Raw genomic sequence first — 18,246 nt, forward strand, 5'->3', positions numbered from 1 at the left:
CAGAGGTTTCAGGAAGTTGTTGCATCGAGGCAGCCTCAATTCTGGATCGAGAGGTAAGCCCAGAGCTCTGCGCATTGCGCGTCGCTGGGTTCATAACGCGGCATCGCGCCCGAGATGACGATCCGTGCGGGATCGACGCCGGTACGCAGCAAGGTGCACAGGGCCCGGGCGTCGTAGGCGGTGGCCGGGCCGCCGCGCCGGCCTCGCGGCAGCGCCAGATTGGCGTGTCCGAGGATCGGGGCCGAACGTGTCAAGGCGCCAGACCAACCGGTGTTGCCGGCGGCGCGGGCCGTAGCCGCCTCGTCGATGGATGCGCCATGGCAATTGACGCACCGCGTGGTGCTGGCCGGCAGGGTCCGGACGTGTCCGGCCAGCCGCCCGGGCAGGCCCGCTTCGCCCAGGAACAGCGCCTGCCCGCGCTTCACCGCGGCCTCGTTGCCTGCCTGGCGCATCGCCAGCCACGCCGCCGCCAGCGCCGCGACGACGGCCAGCACCACCAGATACCGCCCTCGCCGCATCACAGCGGGCCGTGCAGCACGCCGACGGCATTCAACCCGTCGCTGCTGCGCCCCACGAAGCCGTAGACCTTGCGCCCTGCGGGCACGGTGTAGTCGAAGCTGGTCAGCGTGCCCTGGCCTTGGCCCGTGCCGTAGGGGCCGAAGTTGCGCCCGGTATTCGTCACGAAGCCGAGTTGGGCCACCGCGCCCCGGGTGCCGGACTTGCCGTAGACGCGAACCAGGTACTCGTCGGCCGGCCATGTGATCGCACGCAAGGTGCCACCGTTGCCACCATGGAAGGCGAGGTTCGACGGACTGCCCACGCCCTGGATCGCGTCCAGCCACCAGCCCGAGCGCAGGTTCACACCCGTCAGGACGAATCCGGCCGGCAGCATGTCGGCGAAGACCGTTCCATTGGCCGAGCCGAAGAGCGGCGATGCCATCAGCTTGCCGAGCGCCATCGGTTCCTCGCTGCCGATCTGCTGCAGGTAGGCGCTCAGATCGGCGAGCTCTCCGGCCGTCAGCGCCGCACCGGGGATGCTGGCGCCGTGGGCCTGCACGGCCACATCCAGCGTGGCGGCGGAGCCGTCGTGCAGGTAGCTCGATGCGCGCCAGACGTCGCGCAGCGTTGGAATGTCGATGCCCGTCAACGCCCCCCCGAGCCGTGAACCGCTGCTCGGCTTGATGGTGCCGATGTTCTGCAGCATGGTGCCCGCGAACGTCGTGCCCGCGTGGCAGCTCACGCAATTGCGATCGATGAACAGCGTCTTGCCATTGGCCGCGGCCGCCGTCAACTCACCGGCGGCGTTCCGGTACGGGCTGGCATCGAACGTGTTGAGCGAGCTCACATAGGCGGCCAGCGCGTCCAGGTCGGCGCTGATGCCAGCCTTGGGCAGGCCCAACGGCTGCGCGCGGGTGCCGGTGTTGAAGCTGGCATCGTCCATCAGCCCGAGTCCGCCCGACAGGCGCCGGATCTGGCCCTCGAAATCCTGAACCTCGTCGAAGTTGCCGCTCCAGTGCAGCGGACCATGGCCCATGCCGGCGCGGCCCGCGCAGGATGATCGTGCGGCGCAGGCCCTCGCCGAGGCCGGTCAAATCCCAGACGCGGCCATCCGCACCGCCATCGTTGTGGCAACTCGCGCAGCTCATGTAGTTGTCGCGGGCCAGCCGAGGATCCCGTGCGTCGTAGAACAACTGCTTGCCCTTGAGCACGATGGCGGACAGTTTTTCCGTCCCGATGCCGCCCAGGGTCAAGGCGACGGTGGGCGACGCCTGCCCGAGGTTCACCAGCGGCGCGAGATCGATCACACTGAGCGTGCGCCCGATCGCGTTGTGCACATAGAGTTTCAGGCCGTCGGCCGACAGGGCCAGGCTCTGCGGCGCGATGCCCACTTCATAGCGCATCAGTTCCCGCCGCCCGGCGACGTCGACCACCGCCACCTGGCGACTGGTCTCGAGCGCTACGAACAGGTACGCACCGGCCGGATGGAACAGGGCGGCACTGGCGAGGCTGGCGTTGTCATGGTCCACCCGATAGCGCGGGTCTTCCGTGCCGGAGGTCAGGTCGATGCGGGAACTGATGGCCCTCACCGTATTGTCGAACGTCAAGTCGAGGCCGTCGCGCAACTTGCCGCGGCGCACGTTGTCCTGCTTGGACGGCACCCAGGCGGAGCGGCCATCCGGTGCGATCGCCGCGGCGCCGAGGTAGTTCGGAATGCCACGGCCCTGGTTCTCGCTGTCCGTTCGGTCACTGTGCGCCAGCACGATGGTGCGCTGCAGCGCGAGCGACGCCGGATCGATCATCAGCACCTCGCCCCCGACCGGCGCGCCAGCCGCGTTGGTGGTCCTGACCTGGGCCGTCCCCTCGCCGGGCAACGGCGGCGTGATGAAGCGCGACACCAGCAGCCGGGTGCCATCCGCCGAGATGGCCAGATGGCGCGGGTTGGCGCCGAGCTGCAGGGCGGAGATCTGCGCGCCGGTGCTGCCATTGAGCTTGAGCAGCGCGCCGCTGGCTTCCAGCGTGACGAAAAGCGAGCCGTCCACCGGCGATGCAACCACGCCATAGGGTTGCGAAGCCCTTGGCATGTTCACCGTCTGGACCACGCTCAACGTGGTGGGGTTCAGGACGCTGAGCGTTGCGCTATCGCGGTTGGCCACCCAGATGCGGCCGTCTGCCGCCCGTGTCAGGCTGCGCGGCGCCGCACCGACGGGGATCTCGGCCACCCGCGCGTTGGTGGCCGTGTCGAACACGCTGACCGTGTTGCCGTCCGGGTTGACGATCCACAGCCTGGACGACACCCCCGCGCGAGGCTCCACCAGCAAAGCGGACGATGCGCGCGCGCTCGTGCCGGGGCCGCCCGAACCGGGTCCGGTCACGGCCTGGACGAAGCGGTAGGTCGCGGTCCGGCCATCGAGCGCCTGGATGGTGAGCGTGACCTCGTAGACGCCCGCAGCGGCATAGCGATGTTGAACGTTGGCACTGGAAGACGGCGCGCTGTCGCCCGTGCCGTCACCGAAGTTCCAGCTGTACTGCGCCGCAGCCCCGGCCGAGATGCTCGGCGCGTACTGCACCATGGCGCCACTGCTCGCCACCGGCGCGGGCAATGAGGTCACGCTGGGCACTGTCGCCAACACGTCCCACGCGAACTGGATGCTGGCCATCTTGTCGCCCGCGTTGCGCACGGTCAGCGTCACGCTGTAGCTGCCTGCCGTGGTCGGGGTGCCCGCGATGACGCCGGTGTCGGTGTTCACCGCCAAACCCGGCGGCAGGCCGGTGGCGCCGAATGTCAAGGCGTTGCCACCCGGATCGCTGGCCACAGGCGTCACGCTCGTGGGCATGCCCACGTTGGTCTTTTGCGCGGCGATGGCCTGCAATGTGGGGGTCGGATACGTCGCCGGCCCGCCGAAGACCGAGACCTCCGCAAGAGAAAGAATGCCCGTACCCGCCAGTTGGACCCGCACATGGCGGCCCACGCCGCCGACCGGCACGGCGATGACGCGGTCGGCCGCTGTGGCGCCCACGCTGCGCTTGAGCACGGCCGGGTCCGCTTCCAGATTGGCCATGGTGCGGCCGGTCATGTCGGTCGGCGAGATGAAGACGGTGAAATTGCGCAGGCGGTCCCCGCAGCAATCGGTGCGGTTCCACAACTGGATGAAGTCGATGCGACTCGACTGGCCGAGGTCGACCTGCCACCAGGGCATGGCCTCCTGCAGCGTATGGGTCACGAACTGCTCGCCGGCGCCGACCGTATTGCCGTCGACGGCCCGGGAGGCGGGTCTTGCCCCGTCTTGAGACGACTGCGTTGCGGGTTGGCCCAGCGCCAGGTTGACGGTCGAAGGTACCAACGCAGGATAAAGACGCGCGGCGGGCACCGTCGTCCAGTTGGTCGCGCCGGGCAACTTCCACTCCAGCCTCATCCGGGCGCTGCCACCGACCTCATAGAAGTCCAGCATGACGGGATAGCGCTGGCCCGCCACCATGGACACCGAGGCGGTGTCGTACGTCGCCCCATGGGCCCGCCAGTTGTCGATGGCAAGCCGGCCTGCGATCCACAGGCGCACTCCGTCATCGCTGTAGGTACGCAACTGCACGCCGCCGCTCACCGGGGCTTCGATGGCACCGCTCCAACGCACCGAGAAATTGTCGACCGGCACCCCGGCCGCTGGAGATGCGGCGCCCCAGTCAAAGTCGGGAACTTCCGTCCGCTGCACCACCGGCTTGCCTTCACCCAGGACGGTGCCGAAGTATTGCGCCAGCAAGCCCGTGCCCGAGCCGAGCGTGGTCACGTCGATCAGCATGTCGGTGGCGACGGTCTGCGTGCCGTTGGACACGCTGACGGTGACCAGGTAGCTGCCCGCTGCACTGGGCACCCCGCTGATCAAGCCACTGGCCCGGTCGATGCTCACGCCCGGCGGCAGGCCCGACGCGCTGTAAGCCAGCGTACCGGTGGGCGAGGTGCCCGTGATCTGCTGCGCCAGGTTTTGGCCAGCCACCACGCTCAGGCTGCCGGGGTTCACGATCGCCGGTGCCTCTTCGGCATTCACCGTCAGCATGGTCGCCACCGAGGGTGTGCCCTGGGCATTCAACGCGAACAACATCCATTGGCCCGGCAACAGGATGCCTGGGTTTGCAGGAATGGCGAGGCGGTAGCGGTTGGCGCCCATTGACTCGAAGGCGAGCGCCACGCGGCGCTGGTCGTTGTTGACGGTGTGCGTCACGGCGCCCAGGCGTACCAGCGCGAAGCCGGTGACGGCCGAGTCGGTCTGGACCTCGGCGGTGCCGCCATAGCCGAGCTTGGTCGGCGCGCTGGAAATCACCGGCCGGGTGGCGGCGCTGCCGTCCGCGTTGAACAGGTACGGCGGCGAAAGAATCTGCAAGTCGGCATGGTCGGCCGCGCAGGCACACAGGCCGCCGCCGGCGGATACGATGCGGGCGTCCGGCAGCAGCAACGCGATGCTGTGGTAATTGCGCGGCACCGCCATCGCCGGCAGCACGCTGAAGGTCTCTGTCTTGGGGTCGTACAACTCGGGCGGCAGCACGGCGAAGTCATCGGAGAACTCCTTGGACGTGGTCTGGCCGCCAAGGACCATCACCTGCCCGTCGGGCATCACCACGCTGTTGGAAAAGACCCGGGGATAAGCCATCGACGGCAGCTTCGTGACCTGCGCCGTCCCGCTCGTCGTGTCGATGCGGTAGGCCTTGGCGTTTGCCGGTGCGTTGTTGTTCCAGGTAGCGCCCCCCACTTTCAGGATCAGGCCAGCGTCGTACATCACCGTGTTGCCAGCGAAGCTCGGCGTGTCGTCCCCACGTGGACCGGCAGAAACGTAGCTGCCCGCACCACCGGTGTCGAGCCAGCCCATCTCGACCGTGGGCCCGGCCACCAGGACCTTGCCATTGCCGGTGGACAGCATGTTGAAATGCGCGTCGCTCTGCCAGCCCCCATAGGTGCCGTCGAGCAGAAACGGGGCCGCCGGGATTCCTGTGAGGCGACGCCAGCCGCTGGCCGCGGTGAAGATTTCGGCGTCGCGCCCGCCGCTGCCCAAACCCCAGGAGCCGCCCAGCGTCAGCACCGAGCCATCGGCAAGCGGCGTACTGGCGGTGTAACCGCGCGCGATCTGTGTGGAGGGTGCCGCGCTCCAGGTGCCCTTGGACGGGTCGAAAACGCTGGTTCGCGTGTTGTCGTAGCCGCCGACCACGAGCAGGCGGCCATCGGGCAACCGCGCCGTGCCAGGGCAGAACATGTCATGCGAAGTCTCGCTCACCCTGCGGCTGGTGACCCCCTGGGTCAGCGGATCGAACTCCGCCGTCATGGTGGAGCCGCTGACGTTGAAGCTGTAATTGGCGTTGGCGGCCCAGAGCAGCAGCTTGCCGTCGGCCTGCTGCATCCCGGCGGCGGGTACCAGCGGCAACTTCACCACGGGCGACCAGCGTGCCAGCGAAACCTGTTGGGCTTTTTGTTGCACGATGGCCGCGCGCGCCTGGTCGAACTCGGACGAGGCGTTCCCCTCGGTCGTGCCTCCGCCGCAGGAGACCAGCCCGAGCAAAATGAAACTGCAGGACAGCGCCTGCAGGGGGCTGAATGAACTCGATGACATGGATCTGGCTTCCTCCGTCTGGATGCGTGTGACATCACGCACCGCTCGACGCGGCGAGCCAGCATGCATCGCATGCCTGAGAAGGCAGTCTCCCTGCCGGGCCGTTGGCCCGATCACGCCGCGTCGCCTCACGACGCGAGCGGGATTCTAAGTTACATTGTAAACAATTCTAATATTTTTGTGTACACGTGAGAAATTTTTCTCAGAAAGGCATTTTTGGCATACCGCCCATGCCTTTCATGCCGCCCATGCGCTTGAGCATCTTCATCATGCCGCCGCCCTTCATCTTTTTCATCATGTCCTGCATCTGCCCGAACTCGTTGAGCATGCGGTTGACCTCCTGCACCTGAACGCCGGCACCGGCAGCGATGCGGCGCTTGCGCGTGGCCTTGATCAGGTCGGGCTTGCGGCGCTCCAGCGGGGTCATGCTGTGGATGATGCCTTCCTTCCTGCGGATGTCACGTTCGGCCTTGTCCATGTCCATCTGGCCGGCCTTGGCGGCCATCTGCGTGGGCAGCTTGTCCATCAGGCTGGAGAGGCCGCCCATCTGCTTCATCTGCTGGATCTGGGCCAGGAAGTCGTTCAGGTCGAAGGTTTCGCCGCTCTTCACCTTGGCGGCGAGCTTCTGCGCTGCGGCCATGTCGACACCGGCCGTGACCTGCTCCACCAGGGCCACGATGTCGCCCATGCCGAGCACGCGCCCTGCATGCCGTTCGGCGTCGAAGACCTCCAGGCCATCAATTTTTTCGCTGGTGCCGGCGAACTTGATCGGTGCGCCCGTGATGTGCCGCACCGACAGCGCCGCGCCGCCGCGCGAGTCGCCATCGGTCTTGGTCAGTACGATGCCCGTCAGCGGCAGGGCATCGGAGAACGCCTTGGCGGTGTTCACCGCATCCTGGCCCTGCATCGCATCGACCACGAACAGCGTTTCCACGGGGTTCAGGATGGCGTGCAGGTCCTTGATTTCGCGCATCAGCGCTTCATCGATGGCCAGGCGGCCGGCGGTGTCGACCAGCAACACGTCGAAATAATGTTTGCGCGCGTAGTCGAGGGCGGCGCGGGCGATGTCGGCCGGCTTCTGCTCGGGCGTGCTCGGGAACCATTCGGCACCAGCCTGTTTGGTCACGGTCTTGAGCTGTTCGATAGCCGCCGGGCGGTACACGTCGCCCGACACGGTGAGAACCTTCTTCTTGCGCTTCTCGATGAGCAGCTTGGCCAGCTTGGCGGTGGTGGTGGTCTTGCCCGCGCCCTGCAGGCCGGCCATCAGGATCACCGCCGGCGGCTGCGCGGCGAGGTTGATGTCGCTCACACCCTGGCCCATGGTGGCGGCCAGTTCACGGTTCACGATGCCCACCAGCGCCTGGCCCGGCGACAGCGAGCCCATCACTTCCTGGCCGAGCGCCTTTTCCTTGACGCGGGCCACGAAGTCGCGCACCACCGGCAGCGCCACGTCGGCCTCGAGCAGGGCCATGCGCACTTCACGCAGCATGTCGGCGACGTTGCCCTCGGTGATGCGGGCCTGGCCGCGCATTTCTTTGACGAGGCGGGAGAGTTTTTCGGTGAGGGCGGAGGCCATGGGGATATTCCGCGGGTGCGGTGCCAGGGTTGGTGAAAGGGGAATCGGGAGCGATTTGTAGAGCGTACGAACCGCTAAACTGTGCCCATGATTTTAACGAGTGTGCCTGTCGCGAGTGTGCTGCTGTCCGCCGCCGCCGCCGTGGCCTACGCGGTGCCCGCAGCCGGCGCGGCCCGGCTCAGCATGCCTGCGGCCCGTGCCGCGCTGCTGGTGGCCTGGCTGCTGCACGGCGTGGTGCTGTGCAGCAGCCTGTTCGACGGCACGCCGCGCTTCGGCTTCGCGCCGGCGCTGTCGGTCACGGCCTGGCTGGTACTCACCGTCTACGCGGTCGAGAGCCACCTGTTTCCGCAACTCAAGGCGCGCTGGACTTTGGCCGGCCTGGGTGCGGTGGCCGTGTTGTTGGCGCTCTTCTTCCCGGGCAGCCCGCTGCATGTGAGTGCCTCGCCGTGGCTGCCGCTGCATTCTGCGCTGGGCATCGCTTCCTACGGGCTTTTCGCGGCGGCGGTAGTCCATGCCTGGCTCATGACGCGCGCCGAGCAGCAGATGCGCCAGGCCGCGGGCTCGTTCAGCGGCATGCCGCTGCTGACGCTGGAACGCATCACCTTCCGGCTCGTCAGTGCGGGTTTCGTCCTGCTGTCGGCCACGTTGCTCGCGGGCTGGCTGTTCGGCGAACAGCTGTACGGCTCGAGCTGGACTTGGAGCCACAAGACGATCTTCTCGGTGCTGGCCTGGCTCACGTTCGCGGTGCTGCTGCTCGGCCGCGCGCGCTTCGGCTGGCGCGGCCGCAAGGCGGTGCGGGTGCTCTACATGGGCGCGGGGCTGCTGCTGCTGGCCTATGTCGGATCGCGCTTCGTGCTCGAAGTGGTGCTTGGCCGGGGGCTGGGTTGAAGCTGCTCGTGGTGTTCCTGGTGGTGCTGTTCGGCGTCTGGCTGTGGCGCCAGGGGCGTTTGGCCGACCGCGCCGACACAAAACCACCAACGCCGCGCAAGCCACCCGCGCTGCCCAACGAAATGGTGCGCTGCGCCGTGTGTGGCTTGCACCTGCCCGCCACCGAAGCCGTCAGCAATGGCCGCGTCAGCTTCTGCAGCGTCGAGCACCAGCGCCAGGCGGAATGAACGCTCGCTCGCCTTTTGCGATGGCACCGGACCCGGCATCAGGCACCACCCCGGTCTCCATGACCGGCGCCGACCCCGACCATCTGCCACTGGTGCGGGTCTGGTACGGCTTCATGACGGCGCGGGTCACCATCGCGCTGGCCATCCTGGCGCTGCAGGGCTCGCTGTTCGCGCTGGGCCAGGCGGTGCCGGTCTGGCTGGTGCTGGGCTGCGGCGCCTATTTCGCAAGCACGCTCGGCGTACGTTTCCTGGCACGGCCCGAGCAGGCCAGCGAAAGGCTGGCGCCATTCTGGGGCTGGACCATCGGCGTCGATGCCGTGGTGTTCTGCACGCTGCAGATCCTGCAGTCGGGCAACATCAACTACGCACCGCTGCTCGGCGTGCCGGTGCTGCTGGCAGCGGTGCTGGGCTCGCGCGCGATGGCGCTGGGCACGGCCGCCGGCATGACGTTGCTGTTGCTGCTCGAAGCCTGGTGGATGAACACGCAGGGCGCACCCGACGGCGCCTCGCGCCTGCTGCAGAGCGGCCTGACCGGGCTGGGCTACTTCGTCGCCGCCTTCCTCGTCAACCAGCTCGCCGCGCGCCTGGTGAGGGAGCAGCAGATCGCGCTACGCAGCCAGATGACGGCGCGGCTGCAGACGCACGTGAACGAGCTGGTCATCGAGACCCTGGCCGATGGCGTGGTGGTGATCGACGCCGGCGGCATCACCCGCACGCTCAACCCCGCAGCGCGGCTGCTGCTGGGCTCGGGCGAGTCCGACAGCCGCACGCCATTGGTGCTGGCCAGCCGGCCGGCCTGGCAGCCGCTACTCAAGCTCGCCCAGCAGACCTTCGAGCAGGAGAGCGCGCAAGCGGCCGACATCACCATCGTGCACCCCGGCAAGAGCCCGCGCCGCGTGCGGGCGCGCACCCGGCTGACCATCGCCCATGAAGTCCGCGCCGAGAGCCTGTGCGTGATGTTCCTGCACGACCTGCGCGAAATGGAGGCGCGGCTGCGCACCGAGAAGATGGCCGCCATGGGCCGCATGTCGGCCGCGGTGGCGCACGAAATACGCAATCCGCTGGCGGCCATCTCGCAGGCCAATGCGCTGCTCGAGGAAGACCTCACCGACGCAGGCCACAAGCGCCTGACCGGCATGGTGCGGCAAAACGCGCAGCGGCTGTCGAAGATCGTCGACGAGGTGCTCGGCATCGCGCGTGTGCAGCATCCCGGTGTGAAGCGTTCATCGCCGGTGCAACTGGTGCTCGACGAAACGGTGGACGCGGTGTGCCGGGACTGGTCGGCACAGGATGCGGCCTCGCGCCATGGGCAACTGGTGCTGACGCTGGGCACGCTGGGCCTGCCGGTGGATTTCGACCCGGACCACCTGCAGCGCGTACTGATCAACCTGCTCGACAATGCCCTGCGGTATGTCAACAACGAGGCCGGCGCGATCCAGGTGTCGACGCGGCTCGCACCCTCGCGGCAGTCGAGCCTGCAGGTCTGGAGCGATGGGCCGCCGATGGAGCAGGCCGTGGAGCAGCACCTGTTCGAACCGTTCTTCTCGTCGGAAAGCCGCTCCAGCGGGCTGGGCCTGTACATCTGCCGCGAATTGTGCGAGCGGCATCGTGCGGTGATCGGCTACCAGCGCGCCACGCGTGAGCGTGACGGCCGCGTGGTACAAGGCAACGAGTTCTACGTGAATTTCAGGCCGCCCAAACCGAGCGCCGTGACCGGCGACCTGTTCGGCGCCGCGCAGACCTGATCGCCGACAGACACCGATACACACACAGAGACAGAGAAAAGGGCATGGCCTCCACTTCCACCGCTGCAGCCATCCTGGTCGTCGACGACGAGCCGGACCTGCGCACGCTCTACGAACTCACGCTACTGCGCGAAGGCTACCGCATCGATACCGCGGCCGACCTGCACGAGGCGCGCCAGTTGCTGCAGGAAAAGCGCTTCGACGCGGTGATCACCGACATGCGGCTGCCCGACGGCCTGGGCCTGGAACTGCTGCTGAACCTGAAGGCGCAGCAGCGGTCCGAGCGCTGCATCGTGATGACGGCCTATGGCTCGGCCGAGAACGCCGTGGAAGCCTTGAAGGCCGGTGCCTTCGATTACCTGACGAAACCCGTGGACCTGAAGCAGTTCCGCGCCGTGGTGGCTTCTGCGCTGGTGGGCGCCGCCACCGCGCCCGCGGCCTTGTCCGGCGCATCCACGCAGGCCCCGCTCGCGCCAGCCGCCCCGGCGCCCAGGCCTGAAGCCGCCACGCCCCGCTCTGCCGCCGGCCACCACGCATTGCAGAAGCTCGTGGGCGACTCCGACGCGATGCTGGCGGTGAAGCAACGCATCACCAAGGTCGCACGCAGCATGGCGCCGGTGCTGGTGCGCGGCGAGTCCGGCACCGGCAAGGAACTGGTGGCCCAGGCCCTGCACGCCAACAGCCACCGCGCCATGGGCCCGCTGGTGGCGGTCAACTGCAGCGCCATCCCCGAAGCGCTGCTGGAGGCCGAGTTCTTCGGCGCGAAGAAGGGCTCCTACACCGGCGCGCTGCAGGACCGGCTCGGCTACTTCCAGGCGGCGCGCGGCGGCAGCCTGTTCCTCGACGAGATCGGCGACCTGCCGCTGGCGATGCAGTCCAAGCTGCTGCGCGCGATCCAGGAGCGCAGCGTGCGTTCGCTGGGTTCGACCAGCGAGGAATCGGTGGACGTACGCATCATCAGCGCCACGCACAAGGACCTGGCCGCGGAGGTCAAGGCCGGGCGCTTCCGGCAGGACCTGTACTACCGGCTCAACGTGATCGAGATCGCGATTCCGCCGCTGCGCGAGCGCCGCGGCGACCTGCCGGCCCTGTGCGAAGCCTTGCTTGAGCGCATCGCCCAGGAGTCGCACATGCCGGTGCCCGTGCTGTCGCCGGCGCTGCTCGAGCAACTCGCCGGCCATCCGCTGGTCGGCAATGTGCGCGAACTCGAGAATCTGCTGCACCGCGCCGTGGCCATGAGCGACGGCGAAGCCCTGCATGTGGACTTCGAGGTGACGCAAGCACTGACCGCGCTGGCCCCACTGGCCGAGGAACCGGGGCAGCCGACCGCGGCCGGCGACGCCGGATCGGCCCAGCCGCCGGCCCGGGCGCGCGCGCCGATCCCGACCGACCTGCAGGCTTACCTCGACCAGCAGGAGCGCGAAATCCTGATCAAGGTGCTGCGCGAGACCAACTTCAACCGAACCGCCACCGCGGCCCGGTTGGGCCTGAGCCTGCGCCAGATCCGCTACCGCATCGAGCGGCTCAACATCAACGCACCGCAGGACGATGAAGCCCAGGACGAATGAAGCGCCACCCCAGGCGCTGTGGCAAGACGGCTGGTACCGCTTCGCGCGGCACGAGCCTTCGCCCAACTTCGGCCCGCGGCCGGCGCATGCGCGCACCGACCTGATCGTGGTGCATTCGATCAGCCTGCCGCCGGGCGTCTACGGCGGCGACGCGGTGATGGCGCTGTTCGGCAACCGGCTCGACTGGGACGCCCACCCATATTACGAAGGCATCCGCGGACTCAAGGTGTCGTCGCACTTCTACGTCCGACGCGATGGCGCCCTGTGGCAGTTCGTGAGCACGCGCGACCGCGCCTGGCATGCCGGTGCGTCCCGCTGGCGCGGCCTGGACAACTGCAATGACGACTCGGTCGGCATCGAGCTCGAAGGCCTGGAAGGCGGCGCGTTCGAGCCGGCGCAGTACGAGACGCTGATCAGCCTGTGCGCGGCGCTGGCGCAGGACTGTCCGATCCGCTTCGTCGCGGGCCATGAACACATTGCACCGGGACGCAAGCATGATCCCGGCGCGGGTTTCGACTGGACCGTGCTGCAGCGCGGCACGGGCTGGAGCGCGGCCTTTTTCCCGCCTGCGACGCACACGCCCGACGGCGCCTGAAAAAAATTTGCAGCGCGTCTCGCGCCGGCATCGAAGCGGACCACGGCGGCACGCGCCAGACGCCAAGCCGTCATGCGGCGCAAATGCGCCCGCAGGCCGCATGTTTGCTGGCTGCGCATCTTTGCAGCTTGATTCGGCGGGGATTTTCGGCTGCCTCGAATACCGCACCGCCGGTGGTGTCGAAAAGGCGCGCTTGAAGCAACTGGCCTCGATGGAAGGTACACTACGGGTAGTGGGTTGAATTCAATTCAGACCCCATATATAGTGTGTCGGCGCGACAAGGTCCATCGTCGATTCGGCGCTTTTTCTCCATGGTTTCGTGGCTGGATTCCAGCCTTGGCGCCACCGGTTTGCGAAGCGCCTTGGCCCACCGTACGACACACCGTTCCCTCGCTCTTTCCAGGTGGCCCGACAGACCCGATCACGTCCTCGAAGCCACCGGATCCGTTCAGATTCAGTCGATCACGTCAAAGAAAAGGAAATCATGCAAACCGTCTTGAACGCCCCCTCTTCCGCTGCATCGGGCCTGGCGCCTGCCGCCACCGGCCTGGCGCAGGCCCCGGCGCATTCCCCGGCCTCCGACATGCTGTCGCACTACCAGATCATCCGTCGCAACGGCGCCGTCGTGCCTTTCGAGCCGAACAAGATCGCCGTGGCGATGATGAAGGCCTTCCTGGCCGTGCACGGCACCCAGGGCGCGGCTTCGGCCAGCGTGCGCGAAGTGGTCGATGCGCTGACCCAGGGCGTGATCCGGGCCATGGTGCGCTCGCGTCCGGGCGGCGGCACGTTCCACATCGAGGACGTGCAGGATCAGGTCGAACTCGGCCTCATGCGCGGCGGCCACCATGAAATCGCGCGCGCCTATGTGCTGTACCGTGAGCGCCGTACGCAGGAGCGTGCCAAGCAGGTCGAGCAGGCCGCGCCCGCCATGCCGACGCTGCACGTGATCGACGGCGGCAAACGCGTCGCGCTCGACGTGGCACGTCTGAAGCAACTCATCACCGAAGCCTGCGCCGGCCTTTCCGCCACCGTGCTGCCCGATCCCATCGTGGCCGAAACCATGCGCAACCTGTACGACGGCGTGCCGATCGAAGAGGTGTACAAGGCCGCGATCCTGGCCGCCCGCACGCTGATCGAAAAAGACCCCGACTACACCTATGCCACCGCCCGCCTGCTGCTGCTGACCATCGCCAAGGAAGTGCTGGGCACCGAAGTCACCCAGGCCGAACTCGCCGACGCGTATGCCGATTACTTCCCGCAGTACGTGAAGAAGGGCGTCGAGAACGAGTTGCTCGACGAGAAGCTGCTGCAGTACGACCTGAAGAAGCTCGGCGCCGCGCTCAAGGCATCGCGCGACCTGCAGTTCGACTACCTGGGCCTGCAGACCCTGTACGACCGCTACTTCCTGCACGTGCGCAAGACCCGCATCGAACTGCCGCAGGCCTTCTTCATGCGGGTGGCCATGGGCCTGGCCGTGAACGAAATCGACCGCGAAAGTCGGGCCATCGAGTTCTACGAAGTGCTGTCCTCGTTCGACTTCATGTCGAGCACGCCGACGCTGTTCAACGCCGGCACGCTGCGCCCGCAACTCTCGAGCTGCTACCTGACCACCGTGCCCGACGACCTCGACGGCATCTACGAATCCATTAAGGAAAACGCGCTGCTGTCCAAGTTCGCCGGCGGCCTGGGCAACGACTGGACCCGCGTGCGCGCGCTCGGCTCGCACATCAAGGGCACGAATGGCGAATCGCAGGGCGTGGTGCCCTTCCTGAAAGTCGTCAACGACACGGCCGTGGCCGTGAACCAGGGCGGCAAGCGCAAGGGCGCGGTCTGCACCTACCTGGAAACGTGGCATCTGGACATTGAAGAGTTCCTGGAACTCCGTAAAAACACGGGTGATGACCGCCGCCGCACGCACGACATGAACACCGCCAACTGGATCCCCGACCTTTTCATGCGCCGCGTGATGGAGAAGGGTTCGTGGACGCTGTTCTCGCCCTCCAACACACCTGACCTGCACGACCTGTTCGGCGCCGCCTTCGAGAAGGCCTACGTGGCCTACGAAGAGAAGGCCAGCCGCGGCGAGATCAAGCCAAGCAAGACCGTGCCCGCGGCCGACCTGTGGCGCAAGATGCTGACCATGCTGTTCGAGACCGGCCACCCCTGGATCACGTTCAAGGATGCCTGCAACGTGCGCTCCCCGCAGCAGCATTGCGGCGTGGTGCACTCGTCCAACCTGTGCACCGAGATCACGCTGAACACCAGCGACACCGAAACCGCCGTCTGCAACCTCGGCTCGGTGAACCTGCTGCAACACTTGAAGGACGGCCAGCTCGACCAGGTCAAGCTCAAGAAGACGATCTCGACCGCGATGCGCATGCTCGACAACGTGATCGACATCAACTACTACGCCGTCAAGAAGGCGCGCGACTCCAACCTGCGCCACCGTCCGGTGGGCCTGGGCTTGATGGGCTTCCAGGACAGCCTGTACGAATTGCGCATTCCCTACGGCAGCGACGCCGCCGTGGCCTTCGCCGACACCTCGATGGAAGCCATCTGCTACCACGCCTACTGGGCCTCCACCGAGCTGGCCAAGGAACGCGGCCGCTATTCGAGCTACAAGGGCTCGCTGTGGGACCAGGGCGTGCTGCCGCTCGACACATTGAACCTGCTGGCCGAAGCACGCGGTGGCTACGTGGAAGTGGACCGCTCGGCCACGCTCGACTGGGACGCGCTGCGCAAGAAGATCGCCGTCGACGGCATGCGCAATTCGAATTGCGTGGCCATCGCGCCGACCGCCACCATCTCCAACATCATCGGCGTGGACGCATCCATCGAGCCGAGCTTCGGCAACCTCTCGGTCAAGTCGAACCTGTCGGGTGAATTCACCGTCATCAACAGCTACCTGGTGAACGACCTGAAGCGCCTGGGCCTGTGGGACGACGTGATGGTCATGGACCTCAAGCACTTCGACGGTTCGCTGCAACCGATCGACCGCGTGCCGCAGGAGATCAAGGCGCTGTACGCCACGGCATTCGAGATCGAAACCACCTGGCTTGTCGAGGCCGCGGCCCGTCGCCAGAAGTGGATCGACCAGGCACAGTCGCTGAACATCTACATGGCCGGCGCCTCGGGCAAAAAGCTCGACGACACCTACAAGCTGGCCTGGACGCGTGGCTTGAAGACCACCTACTACCTGCGCACCCGCGGCGCCACGCACGCCGAGAAATCGACCGTGACCGCAGGCCGCATGAATGCCGTGTCCTCGGGCAACGCAGCGCCTTCGGCATCGATGGCACCGGCCGCCGCGAGCCGCTCGGTGGAAGCCGCCGCGGCCGCCGCACGCCAGCAGATCGAAGCTCAGACCACGATGGCCACGCCGGCCACCGACATCAAGTTCTGCGCGATCGACGACCCGGGTTGCGAGGCTTGCCAATAAGGATTGGCAACACGCTCCATCCGGGCTTCATGGCATCGCGAAGGCTTCGGCTTTCACGATGCAATCGAGCAACACAAGCCACACAAAACGGCCGTGAAAAAAATGAACCCTTTTCATTTCGCACGGCCGCTTTCATAATCCGCACATTGGAAAATCTATGTTGACCTGGGACGAAGAAGTCAAGCCCTCACTGCCACCTGCAGCGCAAAACGGTTTAGCCATCAACCGTGGGGTGCAGCACTCTCCATCTGCAGCCGCATCCACGCCGAATGCAGTGTCCTCTTCTGCACCTGTGGCACCGGTTGCGCGCCGCGTGAACGCCGCCGACAAGCGCATCATCAACGGCCAGACCGACGTCAACCAGCTTGTGCCGTTCAAGTACAAGTGGGCCTGGGAAAAGTACCTGGCCTCCTGCTCCAACCACTGGATGCCGCAGGAAGTGAACATGACGCGCGACATCGCGCTCTGGAAAGACCCGAACGGGCTGACCGAAGACGAACGCCGCATCGTCAAGCGCAACCTCGGCTTCTTCGTCACCGCCGATTCGCTGGCCGCCAACAACATCGTGCTCGGCACGTACCGCCACATCACCGCTCCCGAATGCCGCCAGTTCCTGCTGCGCCAGGCCTTCGAGGAAGCCATCCACACGCACGCCTACCAGTACATTGTCGAGTCGCTGGGCCTGGACGAGAGCGAGATCTTCAACGCCTACAACGAGGTGCCGTCGATCCGCAACAAGGACGAGTTCCTGATCCCCTTCATCGAGGCGATCATGGACCCGAACTTCCACACCGGCACGCCCGAGAACGACCGCACGCTGCTCAAGTCGCTCATCGTGTTCGCCTGCCTCATGGAAGGCCTGTTCTTCTACGTCGGCTTCACGCAGATCCTGGCGCTGGGTCGGCAGAACAAGATGACCGGCGCGGCCGAGCAGTACCAGTACATCCTGCGCGACGAATCGATGCACTGCAATTTCGGCATCGACCTGATCAACCAGTTGAAGCTCGAGAATCCACACCTGTGGAATGCCGAGTTCAAGGCCGAGATCAAGGACCTGTTCATGCATGCGGTGGAACTCGAATACCAGTACGCCGAAGACACCATGCCGCGCGGCGTGCTCGGCATGAACGCCTCGATGTTCAAGGGCTACCTGCGCTACATCGCCAACCGCCGCGCCACGCAGATCGGCCTGGAGACGCTGTTCCCGAACGAGGAAAACCCGTTCCCGTGGATGAGCGAGATGATCGACCTGAAAAAGGAGCGCAACTTCTTCGAGACCCGTGTGATCGAGTACCAATCGGGTGGCGCTCTTTCCTGGGATTGAATGTGGAACATCCCCAGGTTGCGCACTGCGTGTCGTAAAAAACTAGAAAAATGAAAACCAGATTCCCACAAACCATGGACGGCGCCGCAGAGCGCGGCCGGGTTTGTGTTCCCGAGTACATGGCGCTGGGCCCTTGTGGCCCAACGCCATGCATCGCTTCCGGCCACCCAACCGGCTTGAAGTGCTCTTTGTAAATCGATCAAGGAGAAAATAATGGCAACTGCAAAAAAAACGGCCGCAAAAAAGGCCCCTGCGAAAAAAGCTGCACCCGTGAAGGCAGCTCCAGCGAAGAAGGCGGCACCAGCCAAGAAGGCTGCCGTGAAGGCGCCGGCCAAGAAGGCCGCACCCGCTAAGAAGGCGGCCGTGAAGGCGCCTGCGAAGAAGGTTGCTGCGAAGAAGGCAGCTCCGGCCAAGAAGGCCGCACCGGCGAAAAAGGTCGCGGTGAAGGCTCCGGCGAAGAAGGCGGCACCGGCCAAGAAGGCTGCACCGGCGAAGAAGGCCGCTGCGAAGAAGGCGGCACCCGCCAAGAAGGCAGCCGTCGCCAAGAAGGCTGCGCCAGCGAAGAAAGCTGCCGCTGCCAAGAAGCCCGCCGCCAAGAAAGCCGCTAAGACAGCTGCGAAGAAAGCCGCGAAGACACCCGCTGCCAAGCCTGCTCCCGCCCCGGCACCCGCTGCGGCAGCGGCTCAGACCACGCTGAACCCGCAGGCAGCCTGGCCGTTCCCGACGGCCACCAAGCCCTGAGTTCGGTACGGTTCAAACCAGCCGCTACCAACCCGGCATCGCAAGATGCCG

At 66.4% G+C, this 18,246-nt stretch carries 12 protein-coding genes; 8 read left to right on the forward strand and 4 right to left on the reverse strand.

Features of this window, described 5'->3' with window-relative positions; all coding sequences use genetic code 11:
- Positions 1 to 35: 35 nt before the first annotated feature.
- From RD110_RS22930 to ffh, 4 genes are all read right to left on the reverse strand, one after another.
- Positions 36 to 518 carry a hypothetical protein gene (locus RD110_RS22930; protein ID WP_076202248.1) on the reverse strand — a complete coding sequence of 161 codons (483 nt, stop codon included), beginning with the start codon at positions 516 to 518 and terminating at the stop codon, positions 36 to 38.
- Positions 518 to 1,345 carry a jacalin-like lectin gene (locus RD110_RS22935; protein WP_239467309.1) on the reverse strand — a complete coding sequence of 276 codons (828 nt, stop codon included), beginning with the start codon at positions 1,343 to 1,345 and terminating at the stop codon, positions 518 to 520. Before RD110_RS22935 ends, RD110_RS22930 begins: the two co-directional genes overlap by 1 nt.
- Positions 1,293 to 6,092: a galactose oxidase-like domain-containing protein gene (locus tag RD110_RS28700; RefSeq protein ID WP_076202252.1), complete on the reverse strand. Its 4,800-nt coding sequence runs from the start codon at positions 6,090 to 6,092 to the stop codon at positions 1,293 to 1,295. The genes RD110_RS22935 and RD110_RS28700 overlap by 53 nt, the downstream gene beginning before the upstream one ends.
- A gap of 202 nt (positions 6,093 to 6,294) precedes the next feature.
- Positions 6,295 to 7,668 carry a signal recognition particle protein gene (gene ffh, locus RD110_RS22945; RefSeq protein ID WP_076202253.1) on the reverse strand — a complete coding sequence of 458 codons (1,374 nt, stop codon included), beginning with the start codon at positions 7,666 to 7,668 and terminating at the stop codon, positions 6,295 to 6,297.
- Positions 7,669 to 7,755: 87 nt separating this feature from the next.
- On the opposite strand from ffh, the gene RD110_RS22950 reads away from it, so the two are divergent.
- The 8 genes from RD110_RS22950 (at position 7,756) to RD110_RS22985 (ending at position 18,195) form a co-directional block, all read left to right on the forward strand.
- Positions 7,756 to 8,556, forward strand: coding sequence for a cytochrome C assembly family protein (locus RD110_RS22950; protein WP_076202255.1), 801 nt, complete (start codon positions 7,756 to 7,758; stop codon positions 8,554 to 8,556).
- Positions 8,553 to 8,783 (forward strand): PP0621 family protein, encoded by a 231-nt coding sequence (locus tag RD110_RS22955; protein WP_076202257.1) that lies wholly within the window; start codon positions 8,553 to 8,555, stop codon positions 8,781 to 8,783. The genes RD110_RS22950 and RD110_RS22955 overlap by 4 nt, the downstream gene beginning before the upstream one ends.
- Before the next feature lie 59 nt (positions 8,784 to 8,842).
- On the forward strand, positions 8,843 to 10,528 hold the full coding sequence (locus tag RD110_RS22960; protein ID WP_076205531.1) for a two-component system sensor histidine kinase NtrB: 1,686 nt from the start codon (positions 8,843 to 8,845) through the stop codon (positions 10,526 to 10,528).
- Between the two features lie 44 nt (positions 10,529 to 10,572).
- Positions 10,573 to 12,096, forward strand: a complete 1,524-nt coding sequence (locus RD110_RS22965) for a sigma-54-dependent transcriptional regulator (protein ID WP_076202258.1) — start codon at positions 10,573 to 10,575, stop codon at positions 12,094 to 12,096.
- The gene (ampD, locus tag RD110_RS22970; protein ID WP_076202260.1) at positions 12,077 to 12,691 is read left to right on the forward strand and encodes a 1,6-anhydro-N-acetylmuramyl-L-alanine amidase AmpD; all 615 of its coding nucleotides are present in this window, start codon (positions 12,077 to 12,079) and stop codon (positions 12,689 to 12,691) included. The genes RD110_RS22965 and ampD overlap by 20 nt, the downstream gene beginning before the upstream one ends.
- A 484-nt stretch (positions 12,692 to 13,175) precedes the next feature.
- Complete coding sequence (locus RD110_RS22975; protein WP_076202261.1) at positions 13,176 to 16,130, forward strand: ribonucleoside-diphosphate reductase subunit alpha; 2,955 nt, start codon at positions 13,176 to 13,178, stop codon at positions 16,128 to 16,130.
- A 157-nt stretch (positions 16,131 to 16,287) separates the two neighbouring features.
- On the forward strand, positions 16,288 to 17,454 hold the full coding sequence (locus RD110_RS22980) for a ribonucleotide-diphosphate reductase subunit beta (RefSeq protein ID WP_076202263.1): 1,167 nt from the start codon (positions 16,288 to 16,290) through the stop codon (positions 17,452 to 17,454).
- Positions 17,455 to 17,667: 213 nt separating this feature from the next.
- Positions 17,668 to 18,195: a histone gene (locus RD110_RS22985; RefSeq protein WP_076202264.1), complete on the forward strand. Its 528-nt coding sequence runs from the start codon at positions 17,668 to 17,670 to the stop codon at positions 18,193 to 18,195.
- The last annotated feature ends 51 nt before the right edge of the window (positions 18,196 to 18,246 follow it).

Source organism: Rhodoferax koreense (assembly GCF_001955695.1).
GTDB classification, from domain to species: Bacteria; Pseudomonadota; Gammaproteobacteria; order Burkholderiales; family Burkholderiaceae_C; genus Rhodoferax_B; species Rhodoferax_B koreensis.

Coding starts and splice junctions, on each gene's coding strand:
- RD110_RS22930 (WP_076202248.1), bottom strand. CDS start 518: ATGCGGCGAGGGCGGTATCTGGTGGTGCTGGCCGTCGTCGCGGCGCTG.
- RD110_RS28700 (WP_076202252.1), bottom strand. CDS start 6,092: ATGTCATCGAGTTCATTCAGCCCCCTGCAGGCGCTGTCCTGCAGTTTC.
- ffh (WP_076202253.1), bottom strand. CDS start 7,668: ATGGCCTCCGCCCTCACCGAAAAACTCTCCCGCCTCGTCAAAGAAATG.
- RD110_RS22950 (WP_076202255.1), top strand. CDS start 7,756: ATGATTTTAACGAGTGTGCCTGTCGCGAGTGTGCTGCTGTCCGCCGCC.
- RD110_RS22960 (WP_076205531.1), top strand. CDS start 8,843: ATGACCGGCGCCGACCCCGACCATCTGCCACTGGTGCGGGTCTGGTAC.
- RD110_RS22965 (WP_076202258.1), top strand. CDS start 10,573: ATGGCCTCCACTTCCACCGCTGCAGCCATCCTGGTCGTCGACGACGAG.
- ampD (WP_076202260.1), top strand. CDS start 12,077: ATGAAGCCCAGGACGAATGAAGCGCCACCCCAGGCGCTGTGGCAAGAC.
- RD110_RS22975 (WP_076202261.1), top strand. CDS start 13,176: ATGCAAACCGTCTTGAACGCCCCCTCTTCCGCTGCATCGGGCCTGGCG.
- RD110_RS22980 (WP_076202263.1), top strand. CDS start 16,288: ATGTTGACCTGGGACGAAGAAGTCAAGCCCTCACTGCCACCTGCAGCG.
- RD110_RS22985 (WP_076202264.1), top strand. CDS start 17,668: ATGGCAACTGCAAAAAAAACGGCCGCAAAAAAGGCCCCTGCGAAAAAA.